Source organism: Corynebacterium aquilae DSM 44791, assembly GCF_001941445.1.
GTDB classification, from domain to species: domain Bacteria; phylum Actinomycetota; class Actinomycetes; order Mycobacteriales; family Mycobacteriaceae; genus Corynebacterium; species Corynebacterium aquilae.
In genome coordinates, this window is sequence record NZ_CP009245.1 from 818,663 (window position 1) to 831,705 (window position 13,043).

At 61.7% G+C, this 13,043-nt stretch carries 9 protein-coding genes; 7 read left to right on the forward strand and 2 right to left on the reverse strand.

Annotation, left to right across the window (positions count from 1 at the left end; genetic code table 11):
- The first annotated feature begins 13 nt into the window (after positions 1 to 13).
- The 6 genes from CAQU_RS03500 to CAQU_RS03525 all read left to right on the forward strand — a co-directional run bounded on the left by CAQU_RS03500 (position 14) and on the right by CAQU_RS03525 (position 8,826).
- Complete coding sequence (locus tag CAQU_RS03500) at positions 14 to 829, forward strand: enoyl-CoA hydratase (RefSeq protein ID WP_075725275.1); 816 nt, start codon at positions 14 to 16, stop codon at positions 827 to 829.
- Positions 830 to 949: 120 nt separating this feature from the next.
- The gene (locus CAQU_RS03505) at positions 950 to 3,385 is read left to right on the forward strand and encodes an HAD-IC family P-type ATPase (protein ID WP_075725277.1); all 2,436 of its coding nucleotides are present in this window, start codon (positions 950 to 952) and stop codon (positions 3,383 to 3,385) included.
- A 580-nt stretch (positions 3,386 to 3,965) separates the two neighbouring features.
- The gene (locus CAQU_RS03510) at positions 3,966 to 4,310 is read left to right on the forward strand and encodes a DUF485 domain-containing protein (protein ID WP_075725279.1); all 345 of its coding nucleotides are present in this window, start codon (positions 3,966 to 3,968) and stop codon (positions 4,308 to 4,310) included.
- 2 nt (positions 4,311 to 4,312) lie between these two features.
- A complete protein-coding gene (locus CAQU_RS03515; protein ID WP_075725281.1) occupies positions 4,313 to 5,941 on the forward strand; it encodes a solute symporter family protein in 1,629 nt (542 codons plus the stop codon).
- A gap of 347 nt (positions 5,942 to 6,288) precedes the next feature.
- Entirely contained in the window at positions 6,289 to 7,383 is a 1,095-nt protein-coding gene (locus CAQU_RS12920; protein WP_211276130.1) for a hypothetical protein, read from the forward strand.
- A gap of 3 nt (positions 7,384 to 7,386) precedes the next feature.
- Entirely contained in the window at positions 7,387 to 8,826 is a 1,440-nt protein-coding gene (locus tag CAQU_RS03525) for a cation:proton antiporter (RefSeq protein WP_075725284.1), read from the forward strand.
- A gap of 76 nt (positions 8,827 to 8,902) precedes the next feature.
- On the opposite strand, the gene CAQU_RS03530 is transcribed toward CAQU_RS03525, so the two are convergent.
- A complete protein-coding gene (locus tag CAQU_RS03530; RefSeq protein WP_075725286.1) occupies positions 8,903 to 9,802 on the reverse strand; it encodes a DUF1906 domain-containing protein in 900 nt (299 codons plus the stop codon).
- 228 nt (positions 9,803 to 10,030) lie between these two features.
- On the opposite strand from CAQU_RS03530, the gene CAQU_RS03535 reads away from it, so the two are divergent.
- A complete protein-coding gene (locus tag CAQU_RS03535; RefSeq protein ID WP_075725288.1) occupies positions 10,031 to 10,612 on the forward strand; it encodes a TetR/AcrR family transcriptional regulator in 582 nt (193 codons plus the stop codon).
- Positions 10,613 to 10,690: 78 nt separating this feature from the next.
- Here the strand turns inward: CAQU_RS03535 and CAQU_RS03540 are convergent, their stop codons facing one another.
- Positions 10,691 to 13,033 (reverse strand): 3-hydroxyacyl-CoA dehydrogenase/enoyl-CoA hydratase family protein, encoded by a 2,343-nt coding sequence (locus CAQU_RS03540; protein WP_169836021.1) that lies wholly within the window; start codon positions 13,031 to 13,033, stop codon positions 10,691 to 10,693.
- Between the last annotated feature and the right edge of the window lie 10 nt (positions 13,034 to 13,043).

Sequence of the window (13,043 nt, forward strand, 5' to 3'; positions counted from 1 at the left end):
GGGATCTGCGCACATGACCGGCCAGGATCTGCACGCACAACTTCACGACACCTTGCGCGCCCACACCTCCGAGGTGCTGCGCCTCGAGGTCGACCGCCACGTCCTCATCGCCACTATCACCCGGGAACACAAGCGCAACGCCCTCGATGAGCACACCTGCAATGAGATCGCTGCCGTGCTCAATGACATTGCGGCCGTCGATGAACAGCAGCCCGTCGACCCGCCCATCCGGGCGGTGCTGATCCGGGGCGAGGGCAGTGCTTTTTGTGCCGGCGCAGACCTGTCGGGCTCCGTATACGGCGACACCTTTCACGCCGCACTGCATGGCATGCTGCAGTCGATCATCTCCTTCCCCTACCCGGTCATCGCGGACGTGCAGGGGCCTGCGGTGGGGGCGGGCACCCAGCTGAGCTTGGCCTGCGATTTGCGGGTTGTGGGCCCGGCAGGCTGGTTCATGGTGCCGCCCGCCAAGCTGGGTTTTGCCCTCGACAACTGGACGCTGCGCCGCACCGAGCACCTCGTCGGCGGCGGTTATGCCCGCACCATCATGCTCGCCGGGATGAAAGTCGACCAGGAAAAAGCCCTCGTCAGTGGGTTTGCCTCCAGCGGTGGGGATAGTGCTGCGGCGCTCGAATTCGCCCACCAGGTGGCCGGTGGTGCCCCGCTGTCTGTCAAGCACCTCAAAGACGTGTTGAACGACGCCGGCTACGGCTTCGAACTGACCGCCAAACAGCAGGCCGCCTACGAGCAGTGTTGGGCCAGCCAAGATGCCCAGGAAGCACGCACCGCGCGCGCCGAAAAACGCGCCCCGCACTTCCGCGGGCACTAAACCCCCAAACAGCGCACCCCACCCGCACCCCGGGCCGATAGGCCACGGTGGCGCGGGTGGTTTTTCTTCTCGCATCTGCCCCGGTGGGGGATAAGCGGGGATCTTTTAAGATAAGTGGGTATGACCGTTGTTCACGAGTTGACGCTTCGCACCACCACGGCCCCCAGCGGGCTTGACCCCCAAGACGTCGACGAACGGGTGCGCCGCGGCGAAGCCAACGAAACCACCCGAACAACGGGACGCACCACCGCAGACATCATCCGCAGCAACCTGCTGACCCGCATCAACGCCATCCTGGGCGTGCTGTTTGCCTGCGTTATCTTCACCGGATCCATCGTCAACGGCGCCTTCGGCCTGCTGATTATCGCCAACTCCGCCATCGGCATCATTCAGGAACTGCGCGCCAAAAGAACCCTCGATAAGCTCAGCATCCTCGCGGAAGCCCCGGCCACAGCAATCCGGGGCGGCAGGCCCCAAAAAATCCCCCAGCACGAACTAGTCCTTGATGATCTGGTGTCGGTGAGCGCAGGCGACCAGATCGTGGTTGATGGGGTGGTCCGACACGTCACGGGTCTCGATGTGGACGAGTCGATGCTCACGGGCGAATCCCTCCCGGTGCACAAATACCCGGGCGATACCGTACTGTCCGGCTCCTTCGTCACCGCAGGCTCCGGCGTGTACCAGGCTGTCGCCGTCGGACGTGACTCCTACCAGTCGAAACTGGTGGAAGAAGCCGGCGCTTTCAGCCTGACAGACTCCGAGCTGATGAAAGGCATCGACAAGATCCTGCGGGTCATCACCTTCCTGCTCATCCCCGTCGGTCTCCTCACCATCTGGGTGCAGCTGACGGAAACCGGGGCAGAACTCAACCGCGCCATCCTGGCGATGGTGGCGGCACTAGTGCCGATGGTGCCCGAAGGATTGGTGTTGATGACCTCGGTGGCATTTGCCGTCGGGGTGGTGCGCCTAGGCAAACGCCAAGCGCTCGTCAATGAACTGCCCGCCATCGAAGGGCTCGCCCGCGTCGATGTGGTGTGCGCCGACAAAACCGGAACCCTGACCGAAAACCGCATGGTCATGACAGGTATTGAATGCGCGGACGGAGTGGAAGAACCCCTCATCGCGGCCGCCCTGGATGCGGTAGCCCGCGCCGATGACGCCCCCAACGACACGATGCGCGCGATTGCCGAAGCACTCAGCCACCGCCAGCAAGAACACTCTTACCAGGCCCAATGCGTGCGCCCCTTTGATGCGGCGGTGAAATTTTCCACCTGGCAGCTATCCGCCGAACACCACCAAGAAGATCTATTTGTTCTCGGCGCCCCCGACGTTGTGCTCGGCCCAGGAGCCCTGGCCACAACCGCCAACACCCTGGCCGCCAAAGGCCTGCGCGTGCTGGCCTGCGGTGCTGTGCGGTCGGATAACGCCCTGGCGCAAGCCAACGGGGCGGTGCCCGACGACGCAGTCGTGGACCAGCCCTGGGGACTCGTCGTGGTAGAACAAGCGATCCGCCCCGAAGCGCCCGCCACGGTGGAGTACTTCCAACGCCAAGGCGTGGAAGTCAAAATCATCTCCGGAGACAACGCCACCAGCGTCGGCGCGGTCGCCCGCGCGGTGGGAGTAACCGGAGAAGTCGTCGATGCCCGCGATTTGCCCCGCTGGGAAGACGACCCACAAGCCTTCGGTGAGGTGGTCGCCCGCGCCCGCGTTTTCGGCCGGGTCACCCCAGAACAAAAACGCGACATGGTGCGCGCCCTGCACCGCCGCGGACGCACCGTCGCGATGACCGGCGACGGCATCAACGATGTGCTCGCCCTCAAAGAAGCCGCCATCGGTGTTGCCATGGGATCCGGGGCCGCAGCCACCCGCTCCGTCGCGCAACTGGTCCTGCTGGATAACTCCTTTGCCACGCTGCCCGAAGTCGTGCGCGAAGGCCGCCGAGTGATCGGCAACATCGAACGCGTCGCCAACCTCTTTCTCACCAAAACTGTTTACTCGATTGTGCTGGCGCTGGTGGTTGGCCTAGCCACCATGAACTTTCCCTTCCAACCCATCCACGTCACCGTGGCGGGCTGGTTCACCATCGGTATCCCCGGATTCATCCTCTCGCTAGCGCCGAACGCGGAGCGCGCCCAACCAGGGTTTGCGCGCCGGGTGTTGCGCTTGGCGATTCCTTCGGGCGTGATTATTGGTGCCCTAACCGTGGCGTTGTGGCTGTGGATTAATCCGGGTGCAACGGCTTCGGAACAGGCGCTGACCCAAGCCTCCACGGCGGCGTTTGCTGCGCTGATCATCATGGGGGTGTGGGTGCTGGGCGTGGTGGCCCGCCCATGGAATGCGTGGCGGGCATCTTTGGTGTTGGCATGCGCGGGCGCCTACGTGCTGATCTTTACCTATCCGCCGCTAGCGACCTTTTTGAAGCTGGACGCCACCAATGCCGTGCTGATGCTCAAGGGGATTACGGCCGGCCTGGTGGGTGCTGGCTGTATTGAGGCGACGTGGTGGATTGGCCGGGTGGTGGGGGCTTTGCGAGTCCGCAACGCTGCGAAGAAATAGTGGCAAAGCGGGGGATCTTTTGGGGCGGGGCAATATATGATGTCTCGCCCCGCGATAGGGATGAGGGGGCTGGGGTTCGCCGACGGTGGTGTTTGTGGGGCGGTGGGTGGCGTGGTGGGGGAGTAATGCGGCCCATCTCTAGCCCTTTCGGGGGACTGTTTGATGGCTATGCACGCATTAACAATTGCAATGTGCAGCTTTGCAAAGTTTGCAAGTAGCGAAAATGAGATAAAACGGGGGTGAAACAGGGGAGGGGATTTTTCCAGGCTGGCCGATTTTCGGGGGTGATTTGCGAAAGCTTCGAAGAAAACTTTCGGCAAGTATTTACACATTGCAATGTGAGCTATGTAACTTTCATAACACAGCGGTTGTTTATGACTAGCGCCACAGTCTTGCGGCCAATCCCTCCTCCTTCACATCAGCGGAGGGTGCAGGTCACAACACCGGAGGCGAACCGATGGGCCACCACCGCCAGGAACATCCTGGGCTGCAAGCGCGCCACTCGGCACAGTTTCCCGGCACCGCTGGTCAAAACACCCATCCCTACCGTGACGTTTTAAGAAAGTGAGTTGAGCTACACATGAGCGCACAAGCGACGCCTCGTGACTCGCGCCGTGAACCCACGGCCGCCGAGTTCCGGGCCATGCAAGCCAGCCCCGAATTCCAGGATCTCAAGCACACCTTCCGCAAGTTCACCTTCCCGATGACTGCGTGCTTCTTCATTTGGTACGTGATCTACGTGCTTCTCGCGATTTACAACCCCGGCCTGTACTCCAAGTCCATCGCCGGCAACGTCAATCTCGGTGTGTTCATGGGCCTCGCCCAGTTCCTGACCACCTTCATCATCACGGCGCTCTACATTCGCTACGCGAACACCGAGATCGAGCCCCGTGCCACCAAGATTCGTGAAGAGATGGAGGGCTAGAGATGACTCACTTCACTTTGCTCGCGCAAGACGCAGCCGACGCCCCGAACGTCGGTAACCCCATCCTGAACATCGGCATCTTCGTCGCGTTCATTGTCATCACCATGGCAATCGTTATGCGTGCCGGTAAGACCACCTCCGAGGCTTCCGACTTCTACACCGGTGGCGCCCAGTTCTCCGGTAAGCAAAACGGCCTCGCCATCGCGGGCGATTACCTCTCGGCCGCATCCTTCCTCGGTATCGTCGGCGCCGTCGCCCTCAACGGATACGACGGCTTCCTCTACTCCATCGGCTTCTTCGTCGCTTGGCTGGTGGCCCTCCTGCTGGTCGCTGAGCCGCTGCGAAACACCGGTAAGTTCACCATGGCCGACGTTTTGTCCTTCCGCCTGAAGCAGAAGCCGGTCCGCCTGGCTGCAGCCTTCGGCACCCTGGGCGTGTCCCTGTTCTACCTGATCGCTCAGATGGCCGGCGCTGGCTCCCTGGTGTCCGTGCTGCTGGACATCCACGACCGCACCACCCAGTCCATCATCGTCGCCGTCGTCGGCGCCGTGATGATCGCCTACGTGCTGCTCGGCGGCATGAAGGGCACCACCTACGTGCAGATGATTAAGGCCGTCCTGCTGATTGCCGGTGTCGGTGGTATGACCATCGCCATCATGATCGGCGTGAAGGGCAACTTCTCCGAGCTGCTGCAGCAGGCTGTCAACATGCACGACGGCAACCACGCAGTGCTGGATCCGGGCCTGAAGTACGGCAAGACCTCCACCACCAAGCTGGACTTCGTCTCCCTGGCGCTGGCTCTGGTGCTCGGCACCGCCGGCCTGCCCCACGTGCTGATGCGCTTCTACACCGTGCCGACCGCTAAGGAAGCACGCCGCTCCGTTACCTGGGCTATCGCCCTGATCGGTTCCTTCTACCTGATGACCTTCGTGCTGGGTTACGGCGCTGCCGCCCTGGTCGGCCCCGAGGCCATCAAGGCTGCACCTGGTGGCGCAAACGCCGCCGCACCGCTGCTGGCTCTCGAAATCGGTGGCCCCATCGTGATGGCTCTTATTTCCGCAGTCGCCTTCGCTACCGTGCTTGCCGTCGTCGCCGGCCTGGCGATTACCGCCTCCGCTTCCGTGGCACACGACATCTACCACTCCATCATCCGCGACGGCCAGTCCACCGAGGAGGAGCAGGTCCGCGTCTCCCGCATCACCGTGGTGGTCATCGGCATCATCTCCATCGTGCTGGGCATCCTGGCCATGGGTCAGAACGTCGCCTTCCTGGTGGCCCTGGCGTTCGCTATCGCAGCATCCGCCAACCTGCCGACCATCCTGTACTCCCTGTACTGGAAGAAGTTCAACACCACCGGTGCACTGGCCTCCATGTACACCGGCCTGATCACCGCCCTGGTGCTCATCATCTTCTCCCCGGCAGTTTCCGGCTTCGAGAAGTCCATGTTCCCCAACGTTGACTTCCACTGGTTCCCGCTGAACAACCCCGGCCTGATCTCCATCCCGCTGGCCTTCATCGCCGGCTTCGTTGGAACCATGGTTGGTAAGCCCGACAACTTCGACGACCTGCAGGCCGAGATGGAAGTTCGCTCCCTGACCGGTGTCGGTGTCGAAGCCCCGGTCGACCACTAAGAGACGTCGCTGCGACGGCGGGTTGTAAAACCCTTAGCCACACCAGCCGCCTGGCACGTCACAGGCCACGCGCAGGCCGCCCCGGCGGCTCGGTGACACGCTGACACAACCCGCCTGGGGTCCTCGCCCCAAGCGCCCGGCGAGAACCCCACGCGGCACTCGCAGTACCTAAATTCACACACCCCGCCCGCTGGCTTTTTACGACGTATAGAAAAGCCAAGCGGGCGGGGTGTTTTGTGAGCGAAAACCCACCGCCGGTGAAACGTTTTTGAGAAGAGCACAAGCGAATTACAGCGGTGGGGTCAGATGTAGCTATTTTCAGTCCCACTAGGTTTATGATGTTCTGCATGACCTCAGCGCCCCCGGGATCCACGCGGTCCCCGCACCACCACTGGCTGATGAAAGTGCCAGTGGTGGTTTCTGTGTGCGCGCTCGCCACCTTGCCGTGGGTGATCGCCCACGACTCCAGTGGTCAAACAGTCAAAACCGCCCCGCAGAGTTCTCAGCCGCGGGCGACGGGGAGTAATGCCCCCAACCCGCAGACGGTGAAGCTGTCGGACGAGAACCTGCAGTTGTTCGTCAACAATCCCACCGGCTCGCAGGTGTCTTACACCCGCCTGTCGGATGGTTTTCACACCGGCACCGCAACGGAGCGTTTTGCGCGGCCTGCGCTGTCGCTGATCAAGCTCTACATCGCCGACTACGTGGTCGAGCATGGCACCCCGGAGGACACAGAGGAAGCCATCGAGATGATTGAGGTCAGCGACGATGCGGCGGCTGAAGACCTTTATGCCCGTTACCCGGACGCAATCGATGCGACCGCCCGCAAATATGGCCTGTTGTCCACCAGGGCATCCGAGTCCTGGGGCTATAGCGTCACCAGTACCTATGACGTGGTTTCCTATATCACCCAAAAGCTGCGCGATGATCCGCGCAGCCCGGTGCTAGCGGCGATGCGTAAAGCGCAGCCGGTCGCGGCGGATGGTTATGAGCAGGACTTCGGCACCGCTATTTTGCCGGGCGTGCAGGGCTCGAAGTGGGGCTGGTCGAATGACCTGGATCTGCATTCCTCGGTGTCTTTCGGCCCGGACTTTGTTGTCGCTGCCGCGGTGACAGGCTCGGCGGATGATTTGACGAAGCTGGTGCGCACTCAGATGGGGAAGTATTTCGATATTCCTCCGGCGCCGCCGACACCGTCGACCTCGCGGGCTAAACCCACCGGCCGTCCGACGACTTCTAGCGAAAAACCCGCGGGCAGTGTGTCGACTTCTCGTGAGTCTGCTTCCGGTAGCAGTGTGGCTACGAGTGAGCCTGCTCCGCTATCATCTGCCCGAACACACAGTCCCGCTGTGCAGGGACCGAAACCCATGTCTGCGGCGCCGTCGGCGCCGCGACCGTCGACCTCAGCTTCGCGCACGACCAGCGCAACGAAAGGCCCATAGAACATGACCATCCTCGCATCGGGAGCATCCGTCGAGCCTGGCGTCATCGTCTCCATCATGTGGATTGCCATCGCGGCACTGCTGTCGCCACTGTTGAGTTTTTTGACTCGCAAGCGTGTGCCGGGCGTGGTGTTCATGCTGGTGCTTGGTGTGCTCATCGGCCCGGAGGTGCTTGACCTGGCCCATTCGGATGGGTCGAATGCGCTGCTGCGCGAACTCGGCTTGGGCATGCTGTTTTTGCTGGCCGGCTGGGAGATTGATCCGGATACGATCCGTGGCAAGCAGGTCCGCAGCGCGAGCGCGGTGTGGTTATTGTCCCTGGTGCTGGCGGTGTCTGGTTCCTTGGTGTTTTTCGGAACCGATGACATTCTTCGCAGCATCGTGATGGGTATTGCGGTCAGTTCCACCGCGATGGGCACCCTGTTGCCGGTCATTAAGACCGCAGGTGTGTCGGATTCGCCGGTGGGGCGCGGCGTGCTGGTTCATGGCGCGGTCGGTGAGCTCGGCCCGGTGTTTGCGATGGCGTTGCTGCTGTCGACCCGCGCGACGTGGCCGACTCTGGCGTTCCTGCTGATCTTTATGGGTGGGGCGCTGCTGGTGGCCTTTGTGCCGCGCACTGTTTCCCGCCTGGTGCCCTGGGTGGGGCGCGCGGTGCGCGACGGGGCGAGCCACACCTCGCAGACGATTATGCGCGCCGTGATTGTGCTGTTGACCGCTTTGATGGCGTTGGCTGCGGTGTTCGAGCTGGATGTGGTTTTGGGCGCGTTTGCGGCCGGCATCATCCTGCGTGGGCTGGTTCCGCCGCGCGCCCGCAAGACGGTGGAGGCTCGCCTGGATGTGATGGGTTATGGCCTGCTGATCCCGGTGTTCTTTATTACCTCCGGTATGTCCATCCAGATCGATGAGGTCAAGGATGCGCCGTGGCTGGTGGTGATGGGTGTGCTGGTGATTCTGGTGGCTCGTGGCCTGCCGATTTTCCTCGCGGAGCGTTTCACCGATACCGGTTCCGGGATTGTGGGCCTGCGCGATCAGCTGCAGTTGTCGTTGTATTCCGCGACTGGTTTGCCGATCATCGTGGCGGTGACCGATGTGGCTGTTAGCCGCGACCTGATTGATGAGGGCGTTGCCTCGATTTTGGTGTGCTGTGGCGCGGCAACGGTGTTGCTGTTCCCGATGATGGCGTATTTTGCCGGTACTTATCTGCCTGGGCCGGACGATGAGGAAGACTGCCCCGTGCAGAAGGAAAACGCGGCCCGGGAAGAGCACGACGAGTACAAGCAGGAAACCAGCGCTGCGGAAGCGAAGGCGAAAAAGGAAGCGACTGTCGGCGCGCAGGCCGCCGTGGAGCCTGTGGCGGAAAAGAAGCGCCCGAAGTCCACTACCGGTGCCGATAGTGAGATCACCATCGATGATGATCATCCCTCCAACAACAAAGACGACTAGGTTTTTCTAGGCGCACACAAGGCCTCAACCCCTGGAAGGAAAAAACGGGGTTGAGGCCTTGCGTGTTTGTGTGGGGCTAGCTGGACAGGGAGGAGCCGCCACCGGCGAGCTTGCCGAGGAGGGGGCCTAGCTCGTTGAGGGCTTGTTGCTCCTCCGGGTTAAGCCCGAGGGCGTCGCCCAGCGGGGCGGTCAGCTCGGGGTTGTAGATGGGTTGCTCGATGGTGGTGTCGGTGTGGGTTTCGGGAACCCTAGGTGCCACTACCCCGGGGCTCCACTGTCCCCAGTCGCGGGTGAACACGTCGTTGACGTCGCAGGTGATGCCGTCGACGGTGACCTGGCGGTTTTGGGGCAGCTGGTGGATGTTGGCCCGCGGGTGGATACGCCCCTGGGAGCCCCAGTCGTGCATCCAGTAGAACTGCCCGATGCCGTCGTTGACGCACCAGTCGACGACGTTGTAGTTGCCGTACACACCCAGCTGGTATCCCGCAGCTGCCAGCGCGGTTTGGGAGGCCACGAGGAAAGGCTTGATCTGCTGGAGGTATTGGGCGCGGGTGGGGTTATCGTCGATGGCCATGTAGATGGGGCGGTTGATGGGGCCGCCCGCCGCGCGGTGGAGGGCGATGGCTTGGGGAACGTGCTGGGCGGCACCGGCGGCGCCGGCGCGCCAATCGGCGGTGGGCCCAACGCCGAACTGGTACACGCTGGCGATCGAGAGCTTATTGGCGGCGAAGTCGTTGGTTTCGGTGCGCCGGACCGGCTTGCCGAGCATCCACGCAGCACCCGGCCGGGCGGTGGAGACATAGCGCACGGCGCCGATGTAGCCGGCGGCGGCGACGGCCCGCCCGCTGGGAACACCGGCGGAGTAGTCCAGTACTTTGCCGATGACTGGGCGGGCGTGCGCGGGGGCCGCGCCGATGGTGGTGGCGCCGGCTAGTGCCAGTGTGCTCAAAAGGAAGTGTCGGCGGGTGATTGCCATGAAGTACTCCAGGTAGAAAGAGGGGCGTTTGCGCGTGGGGCGAACGAGGGTGCGGGTGGGGTGTCGAAGGCAGCGCAGCTAACACCATGAGCAACGCTAATTCAATCCAATCGCATAAAAGAACTGCTGTCACTTTAGCAACAGTTTGGGGGTGGGGGTACCGCACTACCGCAAAAAGTTCCCCTTAACCCCCACCGCTGCGACGAAAACCCTGCACACCATGAAACAATGGGAGACGTGAAACAGGTCGAACGCAAAGCCCAGATCCTCCAAGCAGCTCTGGCGCTTTTCGCCGAGCGCGGCTACTACGGCACCTCCATGGCCGACATTGCCGCCAGCATCGACATGCGCGCCTCAAGCCTGTACAACCACTACTCCTCCAAACACGAGCTGCTGGCGACCATCATGACCCACAGCCAAATGGACCTGCTCGCCGCCCACGGCGCCGCCCTGGCCGGAAAAGCCACCCCCACCCAACAGCTGGCGGCCAGCATGGATTGCCACCTCACCTTCCACGCCCAAAGGCAGCAGGAAGTCCTCGTCGCCAACCGCGAAGTGAAAATGCTGCAAGACCCAGAACGCACCATGCTGACCCAGCTGCGTCGCGACTACGTCTCCCGCTGGGTAAACATCCTGGAGCGCGGAAACGCAGCCGGCGAATTCACCTGCGAAAAACCCCGCCTGACCGCCTACGCACTCATCGACATGGGCATCGGTGTCGCCATCTGGTACCGCGCTGACGGCGAATACAGCCTGGAAGAAATGATCGCGCACTACCAAGACATGGCGCTGCGCACCGTCGGCGCCTAACCGACTCCAACCCCTCCCAAAAACCAAAAAGGCCCAACCCCCAAAAACAAAAGGGGATTGGGCCAAAAACAGCGCGGGCTAGCGCCTTTTACGTCCCGCACCGCTGAGCACCGCCGCAGCACGCTCCGCGTGACCGGGCTGACACAACAGGGGAGCACACAGCGCGCAATTGCGCTGCAAGTAGGTGGCCTCAGAAAGAATCCCACCAGCAGCCGAGGTGTCCGCACCAGCCTCAAGCAGCTGTGCAAGCGCATGGGCGATACGCCCATCAACCTCATCGGCACCGTCTGCAGACTCCAACCACTGTTCAGCCAAACCAGGCTGGCCAGCGCCGACCTTATAGGCCACAAACTCAGCCGCAGCTGGAGCCACATAGTCACGCGCCAACTCGCGCGCCACCACAATCGCCTGATCCAACACACCAGCACCTAAAGCGATGACCTGATCATGCTCACCCAGCAAACCCGCAGCACTTAACGCATAAGCGCCCTTCATCGGCGTGGTCTCCAGACTCAAAGCAAACGCCTTTGCCAAAGCCCGCGCGTCACGATCCGGCGATTCATCCAGGTGCGCCCTAATCCGCTGTGCCGCGCGCAGCGGGCCAGACCAACCGGGGAACAACCCCACCGAACGCTCCGGAAAACCAACCACACAGTCCTGATGGAACACCGCCGCATCAGTATGCAGCAGCAGCTCCAACCCACCCCCCAAGGCGAAACCCCGCACCGCAGCAACAACAGGGAACTCCGCCTGACGCATCCGCGCAAACACCCGCGCACCAGTGTCAATAAACTCACGCAAACGCGCCTCATCGCCATCAGCACCAGCCTGCGCCAAGGTCCCCAAATCGGCGCCAGCACAAAACGCGCGCGGATCATCCGAAGCCAGCACCAACGCGCGCAACCCCAAGGGATTGCCGTCCGCGCACACTCGATCCAGCAACTCAAACACGGCCGGGCTCATAGAACCACGCTTCGTCAACGCGCTGAAAATACCCGTGCCATCCGGCAACACAATCAACTGCGCATCATCATTTTTCTCCCCAACCCCACACTCAGCAGCCAACGCAGCAATCGTCTGCTGGCCCGTCGTGCTAGGCCGATCCACCACCTGCCCGGTAGTAGAAAGACACTTACCCGCAGCCGGATAAAAACCACCAGCAGCCGCCGCGGTACGCAAAAACTCCGGCACCTCAATACCATCAGCCTCCATCCGGCTGATGACACCATCAAGGCCCACCCCATCCGCAAGCGCAAAAGGCCCCTGCTTCCAGGAATAGCCATGAATCATGGACTGATCAATGTCATCGACATTATCGGCAATCTCCGGGGCAATACTCGCGCAATAGCGCACCACCTCCAAAAACACCGCCCGCGCATAACGACCACCCGGCGAATCCGCATCCACAACACCCGCCGTATCCGCAGCCATCAGCGCAGCATCCTCCACGGGGCGACGATCCCGATACGTCATCGACTCCGGATCAATGACCTGTTCACGACCCTTATAGATACCCGACTCGCCAGTACGGCCCGTCAGCCCCCGCTCAATCAGGCCAGTAAACAACGGATGATTATCCACCCGGAAACGCCGATAAGCATCAAACTCATCGACCTTCGTCAAAAAACTTCCCCACACATCAGGCACCAACTGCAAACCAATGTAGTCAAACAGACCAAACACACCAGTGCGCGGAGTAGTGAAAATGCGCTGATTGATAGCATCCGCCAACTCCGGAGAAATGTCCTGCTCAAAAGCCAAAATCGCGGCAGCAGCCATCCACAAATTCCCCACCCGGTTGGCCAAAAAACCCGGAGTATCACGACACGGCAAAGCCACCTTACCCAGCTGGTGCGTAATCACCTCCGAGATATGCTCAACCACCCCCGCATCAGTGCGCTTACCAGAAACAACCTCCACCAAATTCATCACACGCGGCGGATTAAAAAAGTGCGTAATCACAAACCGTCGCGCCATCGACTCACCCATCTGCTCCGACAGCTGCGCCAAAGGAATAGTGGACGTATTCGAACTCAGCACAGCATCAGCAGACAACACAGCCTCAAGACGGGCATACACATCCCGCTTCACCTCAAGGTTTTCGAAAACAGCCTCAATCACCCACTGGCTATCAGCAATCCTTTCGAAATCATCCTCCGTATTGCCCACCGTGACGTTGTCCGCAAAATCCGGGTGAGTAAACCCACCCCGCTTCAGCTGCAACTCAAGACCCCGCCGCGCACGAGCATCCCGATCTGAGCCATCCGGAACATCCAACAGCAAAACCTGCACCCCATTCGACGCCAACAGCGCCGCAATGCCAGAACCCATAGAACCCGCCCCAATAACCGTGGCCTGGCGGATGGGATTATCGATCGTGATCGTGTGCGGCGCAGTCACCGCTCGCGCAGAAATACTCATAACGTCCTCC